At 57.6% G+C, this 16,953-nt stretch carries 15 protein-coding genes; all 15 read right to left on the bottom strand.

The window, feature by feature from the left end:
- Positions 1 to 10: 10 nt before the first annotated feature.
- Positions 11 to 1,405 (bottom strand): peptidoglycan D,D-transpeptidase FtsI family protein, encoded by a 1,395-nt coding sequence (locus HMPREF1153_RS01735; protein WP_009645225.1) that lies wholly within the window; start codon positions 1,403 to 1,405, stop codon positions 11 to 13.
- Positions 1,398 to 2,651: an FtsW/RodA/SpoVE family cell cycle protein gene (locus tag HMPREF1153_RS01730; RefSeq protein ID WP_009645184.1), complete on the bottom strand. Its 1,254-nt coding sequence runs from the start codon at positions 2,649 to 2,651 to the stop codon at positions 1,398 to 1,400. Before HMPREF1153_RS01730 ends, HMPREF1153_RS01735 begins: the two co-directional genes overlap by 8 nt.
- On the bottom strand, positions 2,638 to 3,357 hold the full coding sequence (locus HMPREF1153_RS01725) for a Stp1/IreP family PP2C-type Ser/Thr phosphatase (RefSeq protein ID WP_009645190.1): 720 nt from the start codon (positions 3,355 to 3,357) through the stop codon (positions 2,638 to 2,640). The genes HMPREF1153_RS01730 and HMPREF1153_RS01725 overlap by 14 nt, the downstream gene beginning before the upstream one ends.
- Entirely contained in the window at positions 3,354 to 3,806 is a 453-nt protein-coding gene (locus HMPREF1153_RS01720; RefSeq protein ID WP_009645197.1) for an FHA domain-containing protein, read from the bottom strand. Before HMPREF1153_RS01720 ends, HMPREF1153_RS01725 begins: the two co-directional genes overlap by 4 nt.
- Positions 3,807 to 4,559, bottom strand: coding sequence for an FhaA domain-containing protein (locus tag HMPREF1153_RS01715; protein ID WP_009645219.1), 753 nt, complete (start codon positions 4,557 to 4,559; stop codon positions 3,807 to 3,809).
- A gap of 15 nt (positions 4,560 to 4,574) precedes the next feature.
- Entirely contained in the window at positions 4,575 to 5,627 is a 1,053-nt protein-coding gene (rlmN, locus tag HMPREF1153_RS01710) for a 23S rRNA (adenine(2503)-C(2))-methyltransferase RlmN (protein ID WP_009645192.1), read from the bottom strand.
- 4 nt (positions 5,628 to 5,631) lie between these two features.
- Positions 5,632 to 6,963: a 16S rRNA (cytosine(967)-C(5))-methyltransferase RsmB gene (gene rsmB, locus HMPREF1153_RS01705; protein WP_009645210.1), complete on the bottom strand. Its 1,332-nt coding sequence runs from the start codon at positions 6,961 to 6,963 to the stop codon at positions 5,632 to 5,634.
- A gap of 9 nt (positions 6,964 to 6,972) precedes the next feature.
- Complete coding sequence (locus HMPREF1153_RS01700) at positions 6,973 to 7,803, bottom strand: DUF116 domain-containing protein (RefSeq protein WP_009645200.1); 831 nt, start codon at positions 7,801 to 7,803, stop codon at positions 6,973 to 6,975.
- 33 nt (positions 7,804 to 7,836) lie between these two features.
- On the bottom strand, positions 7,837 to 8,778 hold the full coding sequence (gene fmt / locus HMPREF1153_RS01695) for a methionyl-tRNA formyltransferase (protein ID WP_009645220.1): 942 nt from the start codon (positions 8,776 to 8,778) through the stop codon (positions 7,837 to 7,839).
- The gene (gene def, locus HMPREF1153_RS01690; RefSeq protein ID WP_006192413.1) at positions 8,775 to 9,242 is read right to left on the bottom strand and encodes a peptide deformylase; all 468 of its coding nucleotides are present in this window, start codon (positions 9,240 to 9,242) and stop codon (positions 8,775 to 8,777) included. The genes fmt and def overlap by 4 nt, the downstream gene beginning before the upstream one ends.
- Before the next feature lie 50 nt (positions 9,243 to 9,292).
- Positions 9,293 to 10,105 carry an amidohydrolase family protein gene (locus tag HMPREF1153_RS01685; protein WP_009645221.1) on the bottom strand — a complete coding sequence of 271 codons (813 nt, stop codon included), beginning with the start codon at positions 10,103 to 10,105 and terminating at the stop codon, positions 9,293 to 9,295.
- 120 nt (positions 10,106 to 10,225) lie between these two features.
- Positions 10,226 to 11,017, bottom strand: coding sequence for a class I SAM-dependent methyltransferase (locus tag HMPREF1153_RS01680; protein WP_009645182.1), 792 nt, complete (start codon positions 11,015 to 11,017; stop codon positions 10,226 to 10,228).
- An 8-nt stretch (positions 11,018 to 11,025) separates the two neighbouring features.
- A complete protein-coding gene (gene mutL, locus HMPREF1153_RS01675) occupies positions 11,026 to 12,948 on the bottom strand; it encodes a DNA mismatch repair endonuclease MutL (protein ID WP_009645172.1) in 1,923 nt (640 codons plus the stop codon).
- Positions 12,945 to 15,530, bottom strand: coding sequence for a DNA mismatch repair protein MutS (mutS, locus tag HMPREF1153_RS01670; RefSeq protein WP_009645224.1), 2,586 nt, complete (start codon positions 15,528 to 15,530; stop codon positions 12,945 to 12,947). The genes mutL and mutS overlap by 4 nt, the downstream gene beginning before the upstream one ends.
- Positions 15,531 to 15,585: 55 nt before the next feature.
- Positions 15,586 to 16,920: a tRNA (N6-isopentenyl adenosine(37)-C2)-methylthiotransferase MiaB gene (gene miaB, locus HMPREF1153_RS01665; RefSeq protein WP_009645230.1), complete on the bottom strand. Its 1,335-nt coding sequence runs from the start codon at positions 16,918 to 16,920 to the stop codon at positions 15,586 to 15,588.
- Positions 16,921 to 16,953: the final 33 nt, after the last annotated feature.

The raw sequence follows: 16,953 nt of genomic DNA, 5'->3' as shown, positions 1-16,953 counted from the left end.
GCACTGCCTCCTAATCATCTTGCAACTTTTCCAACAGCTTCCGTGCGATTGGTGCAGCTTCTGTGCCGCCTCCGCCGCTGTTTTCCACAAGGATGGCAAAAGCCACCTTTCGACCTTTTATTTCCGCCGAGCCGATGAACCACGCATGATCCTCGCCCGAATTTTCCGCCGTGCCCGTCTTGCCCGCTACGCGCACGCCACGGAGTGCCGCCGCCGTGCCCGTGCCTTCCTGCACGACCTCCTCCATGAATCCATGAATCAAGGAGGCGCGCGCCGCCGTCGTAGCCTCGAACCACTTCTCGCTTCGATGCTGTTCGAGTGTGATGCCGTTGGGCGTCACGACACGTTCGACCATGTAGGGCTTCATTACGACACCGTCATTTGCAAACGCTGCGGCGAGCAGCGCCATGTGCAGCGGCGTGACGAGAAGCGTGCTCTGCCCAATGCCGATCTGAGCCGTATCTCCTTGACCGAGGGAAGCGAAGTCGGGCAGATGCGCTGCCGCCTCCGCCAATTCGCCCTGCGCCGTCTCCTCAAAGCCGAAACGCCGGAAGGCATCCGCCAGTTTCTTGCCGCCCAGGCGCAGCGCAAGCGAGCCGAACGTCGTGTTGCAGGACTCGATCAAGGCGTGCTCCACATCGATCCTGCCGTGCACAGCGCCGTGGCTCTCGTGGATGACCGAATCCCCCACTTTGAGCGCCCCCGTGCAGTCAAAGACCTCCTTGCTGTTCGTGACGCCGTTTTCCAACGCCGCATCGAGAATCAATGGCTTGATGGTCGATCCAGGCGGATAAAGACCTTGCAGCGCACGGTTTACGAGCGGACTTTCCTTGTCCTGCCTCAGGCGGTCCCACTGCGCTTGAATATCGGACGGATCGAACGAGGGACGCGATGCGAGTACGAGAACCGCCCCGCTTTCCGCATCGAGCATGACGACAGCCCCGCGCCGTTCTCCCAGCGCCTCGTATGCCGTTTCCTGCAGTGCGGCATCGAGTGTCAGATAGACGTCGTCGCCGCGTGCGGAAGAGAAAATCTGCGCGAGCGGCCCCAGTCGCCCGAGAAGTCGGCTGTGTCCGGAAAGCTCTGCCCCCTTATAAGCCTCGATGCCCGTGCTGCCGATCGTATCATCAAGATAGCCCGTGACCGGCGCCATGATCCGCCCGTAAGGATAGCGTCTCTCTCCTACGTTCGGGCTGAGCGCGAGAACTTCACCCTTTCGATCAAGGATGCTGCCGCGCAGCACGCTGTCCTCGGCGAGAGCTGCGCGGCGATTCAGCGGATGCTCTGCGAGCCGATCCGCTTCCCAGACCTGCAGATAGACGACATAAAGCGCCAGGCAGGAGAATGCCAGGAGCAGGATGATGGCTGTGCGCAGGATATACCTTGTATTATTTCGCTCAACCATGTCGATTCTCCTTTTTGGAAAGCACGGTCAAAATGCCGAGCAGCATGAAGCTGGCGATCATGGAACTGCCCCCGTAGCTTACAAAGGGAAGCGTGATGCCCGTCAGCGGCAAGAATTTCGTCACGCCTGCGATGATGATGAAGGCCTGCAGGAGAAACACGACTGCGATGCCGGCGGCAAGCAGCCTGCGCGTCTCTTCCCGACAGGCAAGCGCGATGCGTATGGCACGATAAAAAAACAGGGCGAAGACGAGCATGACGCCCAAGGAGCCGAGCAACCCCAGTTCTTCCGCAATCGCCGCAAAAATAAAATCCGTATGCACCTCGGGAATCAAATTGGGATGACCGTGCGCAAAACCTGCGCCCCAAACGCCGCCCGAGCCGAGTGCAAAAAGGGACTGCACGACTTGATAAGCGCTGCCCGAAGGATCGCTCCAAGGGTCGAGCCAGATGTTGAAGCGCACTCGCACATGGGAAAAGAACGAGTAACTGAGCGCGGCTGCGCCCAGAAAGAACGCGAAGGCAAGCGCCACATAAGATTTTCGACCCGTAGCCATATACGTCATGGAAACAGCTATGCCAAAAAAGAGCAGAGCCGAGCCGAGATCGCGCTGCACGACGAACATCAAGATGGCGATGCCCCAGATTAAAAGGAGCGGTGCAATGAAGCGAAGCACGGGCAGCTTCAGCCAAAGAAGCTTGTGCCTGGGCAGCGTCAACACCTCCCGATGCTCCGTCAGATAGGCGGCAAGAAACATGATGATGACGATCTTGCCAAATTCCGATGGCTGCACGGCGAAAGGGCCGAAGACGATCCAGTTGCGGCTGCCGCCGATCTCCGTGCCGAAAAAGAGCGCCGAGCACAGGAGCAGAAGACAGAAGACGCCCAGAAGATATGGATAGGAAAGGAGGCGAAGAACCCTCTCCCCAAGAAAGACGAGGAAAAGATAAACGATCAGACCGAGCAGCAGCCAGCGCATCTGTGTCAAAAAGAGCGCGGGCTTCAAGCGTCCGATCATGATGAGGCCGAGACTTGCGAGCAGCATGGCCGCAGGGAAAAGCGTCAAGTCCGTTCCATCTCGTCTGCCCAAAATGAACTGCGTGAAGAATGCACCGACGATGACGGCCGCAAGCCAGGGCAGCAACAAGAGATCCGCCGTCAGACGATGTGCAAAAAGCAGTACGCCCGTGCCCAGCAGCAGGATGCCGAGCGGAGGCAGCAGCAGGTGTAGCTTAGCCTCTTTCATCGCATTCCACCACGATGGCTGTGATATTGTCGAGTCCTCCTGCCAGAAGAGCAAGCTCGACGAGAGTCCGTGCCTTGTCCGCAGACTCTCCCTGCAGAGTCTCGCGAATGGCGGCTTCTCCAACCATATTCGTCAATCCGTCCGAGCACAGGAGAAAGATGTCGCCCGCCTCAATCGTGAAGCTTCCCGTATCGACGACGAGTTTTTCTTCCACGCCGACTGCACGCGTCAGAAGATTTTTTTTCGGATGATTCCTCGCCTCCTCTTCCGTGATGGAGCCTCGATCGACGAGATCCTGTACGAAGGAATGGTCGCGCGTGAGCCGCCTGAGCACACCCTTTCGCAGAAGATACAGGCGGCTGTCGCCTACATGCGCCCAATACGCTGCATTTTCCCTATATTGCAAGGCGACGACTGTCGTCCCCATACCCTTTCGGGCTTCACTCGCTGCCGCTGCACAGAGAATCTTGCTGTTCGCTGCCTGTACGGCGTGAAGCAAAGCTTTCTCGCCGCATTCATGCACAGCATCGGAAAACATCTCAGCGAATACATCGACGAGCATCGCGCTCGCCACTTCTCCTGCGGCATATCCCCCCATGCCGTCCGCCACGACATACGTATCAGGCGGTATGAAGGCGCATGCATCCTCGTTGCTCTCGCGCACCTTTCCCCTGTCCGTCGCTTTCGAGACTTTCAAAAAAATCACCTCTCAAACCTCAGTGTCACAAAGCCGATGCGTATGAGATCCCCCGGCTTCAGATAAGCCTTTCCCTGCAGGATCGCATCGTTCAGATACGTGTGGTTCATGCTGCCCATGTCCTCGATGACATACTGATTGTTTACAAGACGTACGACAGCATGACGATGCGATACGAAGGAATCGGGAATGCGGATGTCGTTGTCGGCGCTGCGCCCGATCGTCAGTCCCTGCGTGAAGGCGAAGCGCTTGCCCAAAAGCGTTTCATCGCCCGCCTCCACGACGCTGAGCACGGCTTCGTCAGGCAATATTTCACGCGGCTTTATTTCCTGCCGCAAGGCCTTGGCGTCTTCAAACATCGCCTGTGCCAGGCGTGCGATAAAACGAAAGAGCAGCAGCAGGACGCCGTATTGAAAAGCTACGCTCAGAACGCGCAGCAAAAGATCTGAACCCGGCAATCATATCACCTCATAGCGCAGGACGGAATTTCCAATCTGAATCTCATCACCATGTCGCAGCCATGATTCGAGCACGGGACGTCCGTTGAGAAGCGTGCCGTTCGTACTGTCCTCATCCTGCAGGAAATGGCGATGCCTTTCATAGCGGATGGAGGCATGGACGCGCGAAGCGTTGGGATCGGTCAAGATGAAATCGCTTCGTTCACGTCTGCCGAGAAAGATCTTTTTCTCGCCGAACGCGAGGTAAGAGTCGAGATCTGCTCCTTCCACGACCGTGAGCGAAGCGATCTTGTACTCCGTCGGCAAATCGAGCGGCACTTGGAAAGACGGTCTCTGCAGGACGATCGTGTGCTGCTCCTTCACCGCCTGCGCCACGCGCTGCACCATGTCAGAATATGATGCCTTCACGCGGCACAGGCCGAGAGAAAGTTCCACATCCTTCTGGATGTTGATGGCAAGTTTCCCATCCATGAAGGCATCGAGCAGGATGACTTTTTTCTCCGCCAAGATGTGAAGATCATCAAGGAAGCGCTGTGACGAAAGGTGGTGGCAATCTTCCTCGTTCATAAGGATCGTATAGGCATTGGGCAAGATCCATTCTTTCTTCCCTTTTTTCGCCCGCCGCTTCGCGTTCGCGATTTCTTTTTCGAGCTTCTTCTCCACCTCGATCGGTTCAAGGGCGCTGCCAAACTTCTTATTGAAGAATCCTTCGATATGATTTTCCAAAAATGTTTCCCATTTGGTAAAAGCCATGGAATCCCTCACAATCTATTGCTTCTCTTCACTCTCGGACATGTGACGGTTGCGCAGTTGTCCGCAGGCCGCCTGTATGTCAGCTCCCATCTCCCGACGTACCGTGGCTGTGATGTGACGGCGCGTGAGCGCACGACAGAAGGCTGCAGTGCGCTCCTCGGATGGCCGCTCGAAGCCCCGCTCCTTCACGGGATTGATGGGAATGAGGTTGACGCTTGCAAGCTGTCCTTCGAGAAGTTCGGCCAATTCCTGGGCCTCCCGCTCGCCGTCGTTCACGTCGCGGATGAGGATGTACTCGTATGTGACGCGCCGCCCCGTCTTTTCCGCATAGCGTTTTCCTGCCGCAACGACATCCGACAATGGATACTTGCGATTGATCGGCATGAGTTCGGAACGAAGTTCCTCGCGCGGCGCATGGAGCGAGATGGAAAGCGTCAGAGGCATGCCCTCTTCGGCAAGACGGTCTATAGCGGGAACGATGCCCGAAGTGGACAGCGTGATGCTGCGATAGCTGATGTTCAGCACGTATTCTTCATGCAGCAGGTGCAGGAAATCCACGACATTTTCATAGTTCATCAAAGGCTCTCCCGATCCCATCAAGACCATGGTGTCGACCTTCCCGCCTTGCGATCTCAGCATTTCCTCGATGAAGAGAACCTCGGCGAGCATTTCCCCCGCCGTCAGATCACGCGCCAATCCGTGCAGGGTCGAGGCGCAGAAGGAGCAGCCCATATTGCAGCCCGCCTGCGTCGATATGCATATACTGTTGCCGTAAGGCTGGCGCATGAGCACGGCTTCCACGGCAGCGCCGTCGGAAAAGGCGAGCAAGAACTTGCTCGTCCTGCCGTCGGCGGCGTCAAGCCTCGCGCGCAAAAGAGGCGTGTCGATCGTGTACCTCGTCTCAAGTTCCGTGCGCAGGGACTTTGGCAGATTCGTCATGTCGGAAAAACGCTTCGCACATTTCTTGTAGAGCCATTCCGCCACCTGCCTCGCGCGGTATTTTTCCAAGCGCAGGGCGGCGAAATCTTCCTGCATCGCTTCGAGCGTCATGCCGAAAATGTTCTTCATGCATTCACCTTCTTCTCATGCGGGCGATGAAGAAGCCGTCCGTGCCGTCTCGCTGCGGATAAAGCTGCAGCATCCGCTCGGGGCGCTTTTTCAGCGGCAGGAGTTCTCCTGCATTCTCCAAGCTGAACTCTTCGTGCCGCGCGAGGAAGTCCTCCACGACGGCTTCATTTTCCTCGCGCTCGATCGTGCATGTGCTGTAGACGAGCACGCCGCCGCTTTTCACGGCTTCCGCAGCAGAGCTGAGAATTTCCCGCTGCAATCGTGCGAGAGCGGCGAGGTCGTCCGGCCGCTTTCGCCAACGCGCATCGGGCTTTCGCCGCAGGACGCCGAGTCCCGAGCACGGCGCATCGACGAGCACGCGGTCGGCTTGGCGCGAAAAGCGCCTCCCCGCCTCGCGCGCATCGAGGAGCAGCGGCTCCACCGACTTGATGCCGAGCCGCTCGCAGTTTTCCGCAATGCGGCGCATCTTGTGCTCATGCACGTCGAGTGCGACGATGCGTCCACGGTCGCCCATAGAGGCGGCGATATGCGTCGTCTTGCCGCCCGGCGCACTGCAGACGTCGAGCACGAATTCGCCCGGCTCGGGCGCGAGGATGTGCGCCACGAGCATCGAGCTTTCGTCCTGCACCTGAAAAAGCCCCTGCTGCAAAGATTCCAGAGCGTCTAGAGAGCCGTGACGAAGGCAGAGGATTCCTTCGGGCGTCCAAGCGGAAGGCTCCGCCTCCACGCCCTCTTTCGAGAGGCGTTCGAGGAGCTTGTCCCGCGTAATTTTCAAGGTGTTCGTACGCAGGGAAAGCGTCGCCTGCGCATTGTCAAATTCGCAGAGCGCCCTTGCCTCTTCATAGCCGAACTGCCTGATCCAACGCCGCACGAGCCATTCGGGATGCTGCAGGGACAGGGCAAGATTTTCCGCTTCATGCGCCTTGCCCGTCGGGAATGTGGCTTTTTCCGGTTCACGAGCCGCCGTGCGCAGAACGGCGTTGACAAACTTCACCGTGCCCGCATGGCTGCAGCGCTTCGTCATCTCCACCGCCGTATTGCAGGCGGCGGAGGCAGGCACGCGCGCAAGGAAGAAAAGCTGGTATATGCCCAAACGCAAAATATCCCGCACCATGGGCGGGATCTTGGAAAGCGGACGATTCAAGTAGCGCCGCAGAATCCAATCGAGCGTACCGCCCGCCTTCGCCGCGCCGTAGACCAGTTCCGTTGCAAAGCGGCGATCCACTTCGGAGAGTTTCGCGGCACGCAAAGACCGCGCCAATGCCACATTGGCATAAGCGCCCTTTTCATTCACTTCATGAAGCGCCTTGAGCGCCGTCTCCCGCGCCTTGTCCATAGATCCTCCTCATTTTTGCCCGTCACCTTCGTCTTCGGGCACATTCTTCTCCTTCTTCGCCGCATCGTCGTCAATCAAGAATTTCTTGATTTCCTCACGCACCTTCTCAATATCGACGTGCGTATTGAAGCACGGGCCGTTCGGCCGTATGTTCAGAACGCCGACGGCCGGAAGAGGGTAAACGTCCTGTATGCCGCTCGTCAAATCGCGTTCGCAGGCAATCGCCATGACCGCCTTCGGGCGAATCTTCTTGACCGTCTGGCGCGCGAGCGTGCCTCCCGTCACGATGAAGAAATGGAAGCCCATCTCATCGGCAAGATTCACGAGAGCGCCGACGTCGCAGCCGCCGCAGCGCTTGCAGTTGTGCGGGTCGCGCGTAATCTTGTGCGGGCACGTCGCAAGCTGCAGGCAATGCGGCGTGACGACGAGAAGCTCGTTCGCATGCACCTTGATGCCGCGATGGTGGATGATCTGGTTGCTGACCTCGATGAAGGAGCGTTCGATGCGCCGCCGGTTGAAGCCGAACACCTTGCCGATCATGATGGCTACGGGAAAGAGCAGATTGATCAGCGTGTACGACTGCTTCTGAAAAATATGAAGAAACGGCAGTCCGAGAATCGCTCCGACCATGCTCAAGATGCCGAAACCCGTGAGAAATACGACGCTCGCGAAGAAGATGCCGAGCACGAGCGGCAGATAGGCATTGATTTCGAGCAAACCGAGGTAGCTCACGCGCCAGACGGCATAGGCGAGAAACGTCATGCAGAGGAAGCTCAGTGACAGAAGTGCCATGAAGAGTCTCTTGTGCGGGCGCTCAAGCCCCGGTATCACAGATGTCAAAACGATTCCCTCCTTTCCTCAACACAAAATGCGTCATTCTGCATCGAAATCGAAGCGTGCGGGCAGCTGAAGCCCGTGGCCGCGCACATAGTCGCCCGCCGCCATCTTCTTCTTGCTCGGTGCCTGCAGTTCCAGTATTTCCAGCATCCCCTCGCCCGTGCCGACGAGAAGTCCCTGCTTCGTCACGGAAACGATTTCGCCGGGTTCTGCCGTGCCTTCGGCAAGGCGCGTGCGCCAGATTTTGAACTTCTGCCCCGCCAGCATCGTGTAGGCGCCCGGCCACGAGTTCAGGCCACGCACGAGATCATGAATCTCCTGCGCCGGTTTCTTCCAGTCGATGCGCCCCACCTCCTTGTCAAGGAGCGGCGCGTATGTGGAAAGCGCATCATCCTGCGGCGTGCGCTTGAGTGTTCCCTCCGACAAGGAAAAAAGTGTCTTTTCCAGGACATCCGCACCGAGCTTCATCATCGCATCGTGCAGTTCGGCAGCCGTCATCGCCTGCGTGATCGGCAGCGTTTCCCGCAAGAGCATATCGCCCGTATCAAGGCCTTCGTCCATGAACATCGTCGTGACGCCCGTCTCCTTCTCTCCGCGCACAATCGCCCACTGCATCGGCGCCGCACCGCGATAGCGCGGCAGGAGCGAAGCGTGGACGTTGATGCAGCCCAAGGGCGGCAGAGAAAGAATCTCCTTCGACAAGATCTGCCCGAAGGCGACGACGACGATGAGGTCAGGCGCGAGTCCGCGCAGGACGTCGACGAAATCCGACGCTTTGACGCGCACCGGCTGATAGACCGCGATGCCATGTTCCTGGGCGAACGCCTTGACGGGCGGCGGCAGAAGCTTCTGCCCGCGCCCCTTGGGTCTGTCCGGCTGCGTCACGACGGCAACGACATCGGAAATCTCTACGAGACGCGCGAGACACGGCACGGCGAAATCGGGAGTTCCCATGAAAATCACACGAAAGCGCTTCATGACTTTTGCTCCTCTTCCTTGCGCAGGCTCTGCGCCACGTCGATGAAGAGCACGCCTTCCAGATGGTCAAGTTCATGCTGGATGCAGCGCGCCAAAAGCCCCTTCGCCGTAATGTGCTTGCGCTTGCCGCGCCGGTCGAGAAACTCGACCTTGACCTTCGCCGCGCGCTCGACCTCGCCGAAAATTCCGGGCACGCTCAGGCAGCCTTCCGAATCCGTTTCGCTTCCCTCACGAAACGTGATCTTCGGATTGACGAGCTCGATGATTCCATCGCCTATATCGATGACGACCATGCGCAGAGCCTCACCCACCTGCGGCGCGGCGATACCGATGCCGTTTGCCTCGTACATCGTTTCCGCCATGTCATCGAGCAGTTTCCTGAGCCTTGCATCGACACGTTCCACGGGAGCGCAGATTTCCTTCAAGACAGGCGCTCCCGCCTTCTTTATTTCCAACAACGACATGCCTCATTTCCTCCAAAAGCTATAATTCTGAAAACACCGACCCTCGCACCTCACGACAGACCCAGTCCATAGATGCGATTTGCAGCGGAAAAGAATACCTTTTCCCACTCTTCCTCGGGAACGATCTCTTTCATGAATCGTATGTAATCCGCCAAATTCGCCAAGGGCCAGTCCGTACCGAACATGATGCGGTCATAGCAGTCGAGGTATTCCAACCAATCCGTCAGCATGCGCATATACCCTTGCTTCTTTCGATAGAATCGCTCGGCGTCAACGATCTTTCCCTCCAAAAGTCCCGAAAAGTCCACCGCGACGTTGGGGTTCTTCTCCACGACGCCCACGGCGTCCAAGATCCATGGGTTACCAAAGTGACACATGATGAACTGCACGCGCGGCCAGCGCACGGCAGCCTCATCGAGCACGAGCGGATGACTGTATTTTAAAAGGCCGTTCGTGGAAGCTGTCAGCCCCGTATGGATGGCGACGGGTTTGTCGTATTTTTCCGCCAGCGCATAAAACGGTGCGAGAGCTTCTTCGTAAACGTAGAAATGGCGATAGCCCGGATAGAGCTTGATGCCGACGCATTGCCTGCGCTTGAGGTTTTCCTCGACGAGCACGATCTGCTCCTCTGGCGAACGCTCCTCGCCCAAGGTGTCAAGACCGATGCAATAGCTGAGAAAAGCCGGGTAGTCATGCTCCTTTGGCTCAAGGCTCTTGTTCCCCATGACGACGCCATGCACGATGCCGAGACGCTGATAGGCGTCCTCCAGATGCTCTGCTGTATTTTCATGCCCTGCAGCAAGGGCGATCTCATCAAAGTAATCTTCCTTGCAAAAGTGCAGGTGCGCATCTATGATTTTCATAAAGTATATCCTTTCGCATAGCGAGAGCCTTTCATTCTGCCGAAAGCTCCTTCCTATCATAGCACAAGACGCGTGAGAAGAAAAGAAACGGAAGTTACGACAGCATGGATAAACTCTTCACTACACATCGAGCACGCCGTAGTGAACGGGACTGTATTTTCCCCCTGCAATATGGGAAAAGCCCAGGCGTGCGAATTCCAGACTGCGGCTGTTTTCCTTCAGCACGACGCGCCGTCTCGCCACGCGGCACGCTTCGGCTACGGCGGAAAGGGAGACGGGCGCGGATTCCGCCAGAAGGCGCAGCGGCGCAAGCTGCACGCTGTCCTTCAGAGGATGCCGGAACATCGGGTCGAAGTAGACGACATCATAGGAATCATCGGGAAGCGTTCGCAGAAAATCCTCATAATCTGCCCGCCGCACCTCAACTCGACGCATGGCGGCGTGCAGATCGTAATTCCCTGCCGAGAAGTGCGCGAGTCCATGGCGCACAATCTCATAAATCAACGGGCTTTTCTCAAGCGCCGTCACCTTGCCGCGCTCCCCTGCGATGAAGCTCGCCGTGATGGAATCGGCTCCGAGACCGAGCGTACAGTCAAGCACCGTATCCCCCTCGCCGATTCCCATCGCTTCCACCATATGATCCTTTTGCCCGCGCCCCAGTTCCCTGACACGCACATGCGCCATATTGGGATGAAAAAACAATTCGCCGTCGGACGTTTCCAGGCGCAGACCGCCCTTCTTCACCACGAGCACGAAGAGCGCTCCGTACTGCACCCGCAAGTCCTCATACGATATATGCCTGCGCTTGACGAAGGGGATTCCCAGCCGCTCTGCAGTCTCTTGGGCGAGCAGGCAGTCCGCCTGGCGGCTCTTGTAGCCCGTCGTGACAATCGCCAAGTTCTTCTCTTCCATCCTGCACCTCACGTCCGTTTGAACATCTTCGCCAATTCTTCACTGCTGAACTTCAAGATGGTCGGGCGTCCATGCGGGCATGTATAGGGACGCGCCGTCTGCGAAAGCTCCTCCAAGACGATCTGCATCTGGCGAAAATTCAGCTCGTCGCCCGACTTGATGGCTGCGCGGCACGCCATTGTGGCGAGACACGCATGGCGGATTTCCTGCGCCGTCGTCTCGTGCATGTCATAGAGTCTCGCGAGGATTTCGCGAACCATATCCTCCGCTTCGGATACGGGAACGTCCGCAGGGACTTCCTTCAAGCGGAAATCGCGCTCGCCGCAGGCCTCCATGTCAAAGCCCAGACGGCGGAACAGCTCCTGATTTTCCGATACGAGCGCAGCTTCCCTCGCATCGAACGACAAGATCGGATGCACGAGAAGCTGCTGTGACGGAATGCGCTCCGCCATGGCGGAAAACTTGTCATAAAGGATGCGTTCGTGCGCTGCATGTTGATCGACGATGTAGAGGCCGTCCTTGTCCTTCGCGATGATATAGCAGAGATCGACCTGCCCGATCGGCGTGATGTTCATCGGATAAAGACCGGCTTCCGACACGTCGGCAAGCGGCGTCTCTGCGGCTCTTCCCTGCGGTTTATATGCCGCATCCCGCGCTTCGCGCACGAGTCCTCCGTCAGCGGAGACGCCGTCGTGTGCACTGTATGCCGCACCTTCGCCCTTGAGGACGCTCTGCGCTTCAGCAAAACTCATCGCCGCCTGCGCGGGTGCTGCTTGGTAAGGATTCTCCGTATACCTGATACCAAAAGAGGTTTTGGCCGAACCATTCCCAGCGAAATCTTCCTCCTCCGATGCCTGAGCGGCTGCGACAAACTGCATTGGCTCCATCGCATAGCGGCGCTCGACATTCTGCACGGAGGCTGCCACGTCCTCAAGCGTCTGCCCGACGGGTCGGATGGCGTCGACCACCGCCTTGTAGACAGCCTTGAAGATGCGCCCCTCGTCCTCGAACTTCATCTCGCTCTTCTGCGGATGGACATTGACATCGACGGAGCGCTGCGGCACAGTGATGTTCAGGACGACCATGGGAAAACCCGATTTCGGCAGGAGAGAGTGATAGGCGTTGTCGATTGCCTTGGCAATCGCCTTGTTCGATATGATGCGGCCATTCACGATGAAGGTCTGCCAAGCGCGGCTGCTCTTGAGCATCGAAGGCTTCGTGATATAGCCTGTGATCTTGACGTCCTCATCCTCGAAGGAAAGCGCCAGAAGTGCGTCGGCGGCCTGTGAGCCGTAAATGCTGCGAATGGCATCAAAGAGCGAACCGTTTCCCGGCGTCATCGCTGCCGTCTTATTATTGCTGATGAGACGAAATGCTATGTCGGGGCGAGAAAGCGCGAGCTTCGTCATAAAGTCGCTGATGCGCCCGCCTTCCGTATGCGTCGTCTTGAGGAACTTCTTGCGCGCGGGCGTATTGAAGAATAAGTCTTCGACCTGGATCGTCGTGCCCAGACTGCAGCCCGTCTCGCCGATGTCGTGCGTGACGCCGCCGATGATGCTCACTTGGGTACCGAGTTCTTCGCCCTCTTTTCGCGTGCGCATACGGAAGCGGGAGACGGCGGCTATCGTCGGCAAAGCCTCGCCGCGAAAGCCGAGCGTCCTCAAGGAATAGAGATCGCCGACCTCCTGAATCTTGCTCGTCGCATGACGCTCGATGGCAAGTTTCGCATCTTCCAGGCTCATACCGCAGCCGTTGTCCGTCACGCGCATGAGGCTCGTGCCGCCCGCCATAATTTCCACTTCGATCTTCGTCGCTCCCGCATCGATCGAATTTTCTACAAGTTCTTTGACGACGGAGGCAGGGCGCTCCACGACCTCACCCGCCGCAATCTTGTTGATCGTATTGTCGTCGAGCACATGAATCCGGCTCATCGCTTTCCCTCCTCTCCCTTCACCTGCTGCTGCAGACGGTACAGTTCATTCAAAGCTTCCAACGGCGTCATGGCCATGACATCGAGCGACAGAATGGTATCACTCAGGGACGGGGCGAAGAGCGAACCCATCAAGGCGGCTTCTTCCTGCGGCGCCGCTTGCTCAGGCGCTTTCGAGGAAACGGCGATGCCTGCGCATTGCTCGATTTCATCGAGAATTTCCTGCGCCCTCTGCGTGACGTTCTTTGGCAGACCCGCCAGACGCGCCACATGGATGCCGTACGACTTGTCCGCGCTGCCCCGGATGATGCGGCGCAGGAAGGCGACCTTCGTGCCGCGTTCCTTGACCGCGATGCAATAGTTCTTTATGCGTTCGTCTTCCATATCCGTCAGTTCATGATAATGCGTGGCAAACAGCGTCTTGGCATGAATCTTGCTGCGCATGTATTCGACGACAGCGCGCGCGATGCTCATGCCGTCAAAGGTGCTCGTCCCCCTGCCGATCTCATCCAGAATGACGAGGCTGTCCTTCGTCGCGTACTTCAAGATCTGCGCCACCTCGTTCATCTCGACCATGAAGGTGCTCTGCCCGCTGACAAGGTCATCGCTCGCCCCGATGCGCGTGAAGATGCGGTCGACGGGAGAAAATGTCATCTCCTTCGCCGGCACGAAGCTACCGCTCTGCGCCATGAGCGTCAAAAGGGCGACCTGGCGCATGTAGGTCGACTTTCCCGCCATATTCGGCCCTGTGATGAGCATGATCTCGCATTCTTGATGGTTTAATTCGGTATCATTCGGCACGAAGAGGTCGTTCGTGAGAATGCGCTCCACGAGCGGATGCCTGCCGTCGCGGATGGAGATTTCCCCATTTGCTGCGAGCTTGGGACGCACATAGTTATAATTGTTCGCAGCTTCGGCGAGACTTGCGAGCACATCGAGGACGGCGATGTGCTGCGCCGTCTGCTGGATGCGGCTCAGATCCGCCTTGATCGTCTCGCGGATCTCCGTGAAAAGGCGGTATTCGATCTGGACGATCTTTTCCTGTGCGCCGAGAATCTTCGTTTCAAACTCCTTGAGTTCCTCCGTGATGTAGCGTTCGGCATTCGCCAATGTCTGCTTTCTTATATAGCGCTCGGGCACGAGATCGGCGCCGCTGCGGCGCACCTCGATGTAGTAGCCGAAGACCTTGTTGTAGCCGATCTTCAGGGTTTTGATTCCTGTGAGTTCTTTTTCACGCTCCTCCATCTGCTGCAGCATCTTCTTGCTGTCGTGCGAGATATGGCGGTACTCGTCGAGTTCCGCATCATAGTTTTCCTTGATGATGCCGCCTTCTCTGAGGGAGATGCCTGGCTCTTCCACGATCGCACGCTCCAAGAGCGATACGATTTCTTCAAATAGCGCGACGCCACCCTCTGCTTCGCGCAAGAGCGGCGCAGAGACTGCGGCAAGCCGCGCCTTCAAAGGGGGCAATGCCCCGAGTGACAGCTTCAGCGCGACGAGATCTCGCGCATTCGCCGTGCCCACTTCGATGCGCGTCAAAAGGCGCTCGAAGTCAAAAATTTCCCGGCAATGCGCCTGCACATCCTCGCGCAGGGAAAAGTCTGCGGCAAACTCCGCCACGCCGTCCAAGCGCCGCTCGATCTTCTCGCGGGAAAGCAGAGGATATTCGAGCCACTTGCGCAGAAGGCGGCTTCCCATCGCCGTTTTCGTGAAATCGAGGACGTCGAGCAAGGTATCTTTCTTGCCGCCGTCACGCAGATTGCGGATGATCTCCAAGTTGCGCAAAGTATACGTGTCGAGGACGAGGTTTGCGCTCGCATCGAGGTAGATCAGGCGGTTGATATGCGAAAGATCCGTCTTGACCGTCTCATGCAGATAGTCAAGCAGGACGGCGACCGCCTTTTGTGCAAATTCACGCCGCGGCAGGGAATCCTTGTCAAAGTGCTGTGTCAGACGCAGCTTCCAATCGGGGAATGCAGCCTTTCGATGCGTCAGGGCGCACTTCGGCATCCGAAGCGCGAGGAATTCATCGAGTTCATCGTAGAAAGTAATATCGCCCATCAGGATGAGTTCTGGCATCATCAGGCGATAAAGCTCATCGAAGAGCATCTGCCGCGCGGCCTTTCCCTCATAAACGCCGTAGAAGCACTCGCCCGTCGAGACATCAGCGGCGGCGAGTGTGAGCGCTTCCTCTTCCTCAGAAATCAGAGCTATATAGTTATTCTGCGCATCGTGCAGCGAGGATTCCGCGAGCACTGTGCCGGGCGTGACGATCTTTATGACCTCGCGCTTCGTAAGCCCCTTCGCCTTCGGGTCGCCGATCTGCTCGGCGATGGCGACCTTGTAGCCCTTGTTGATGAGCTTCGCAACGTAGCTCTCGGCGGCATGATACGGAACGCCGCACATCGGCGTCTTCTCCTTGTTGCCGCTGCGGCTCGTCAAAGTCAGCCCAAGTTCCCGAGAAACAAGCTTGGCGTCATCGAAGAACATTTCATAAAAATCGCCGAGGCGAAAGAACAGTATCTCGTCGGGATGCCGGTTCTTCGTTTCCAGATACTGCTGCATCATCGGTGTGAGTTCCATAAAGCCTCCTAAAGCGCTCTCGAACAAGAAAAGGGCAGCCTATGCCGCCCCCGCCCTACTGCAATTCACCCTTGAGCACCCATGTCTGCGGCTGCGTGATGCGCACGCGCACGATGTCGCCCTCGGTTTCATGACCCTTTTTCCGCCACAGAACGATCTTGTTCGTTCCCGTCCTGCCCGTCCACACATCCTCATCCGTACGGCTTGGCCCTTCCGCCAGAACCTCCTGCACCGTTCCTTTGAGCGCCGCATTCTTTTCCAAACTGATTTCATTCTGCACCTCCATGAGACGGTGCAGACGTTCCTTCTTGACGGAATCTTCCACCTGCGCCTCCATCGTCGCAGCCGGGGTGCCCGAGCGCTTTGAGTAAAGGAACGTGTAGGCGGCGTCGTAGCGAATTTCCCGCAGGAAGTCGAGCAATTCCCCAAAATCCTCCTCTGTCTCGCCCGGAAAGCCGACGATGAGATCCGTCGTGAGACTTGCGTCCGGAACAGCCGCACGAATCCGCTCGACGAGGGAACGATAGGCGTCCTTTCGATAGACGCGGTTCATCGCCCGCAAGATTCGGTCAGAACCATGCTGCACGGGCAGATGGAAATGCGGACAGATGTGCCTGCCCTGCCGGACTGCATCTATGACAGCATCGCTGAGATCCTTGGGATGCGAGGTCATGTAGCGCACGCGCTCGACGCCCTTGACCGCATCGACCATGAGCAGAAGTTCCGCAAAGCTCGCAAGCTTGTGATCCTTGCCGTAGGAGTTGACATTCTGTCCCAGGAGCGTGATTTCCTTGAAGCCCTGCGCTGCCGCCTCTTCCACCTCGCGCACGACGTCTTCCGGACGGCGACTGTGCTCGCGGCCGCGCACATAGGGAACGATGCAATAGGTACAGAAATTGTTGCAGCCATACATGATGGGCACCCAAGCGGAAAGCCGTCCCGTGCGCTCGATCGGCACGTTCTCGGGCAGCGGCGCATCGCCCAACAGCACATCGACGACAGGACCGCGCCTTGCGGATTCAAGCCGGCGAACCGTCGCCTTCAGCTCATGCACCTTGTTCGTTCCAAGCACGAAGTCGATATGCGGTGCACGGCGAATCAAGGCTTCGCCTTCCTTCTGCGCCATGCAGCCCGTGATACCAAAGATGAGCGCAGGATTCGCGCGCTTGATATGCTTGATCTCGCCGATCTTCCCGTAGACCTTGTCCTCCGCCGTCTCCCGCACACAGCATGTATTCAGAAGAATGAGATCGGCGCGCGCCATATCCTCGGTGCGCTCGTAGCCAAGCGTCGCCAACTGGCCTTCCATCCGCTCCGCATCGGAAATATTCATCTGGCAGCCATAGACGCCGATAAATGCCCTCTTCTTCTGCAAGATACCATTTCCCATGAAAAATTGACGTACTCCTTACAAAACTGAAGG

Origin of the sequence: Selenomonas sp. CM52 (assembly GCF_000292955.1) — a bacterium.
Taxonomy (GTDB): Bacteria; Bacillota; Negativicutes; order Selenomonadales; family Selenomonadaceae; genus Selenomonas.
The sequence above is the reverse complement of the archived record's forward strand: the minus strand, read 5'-3'. Positions and strand labels throughout refer to the sequence as shown.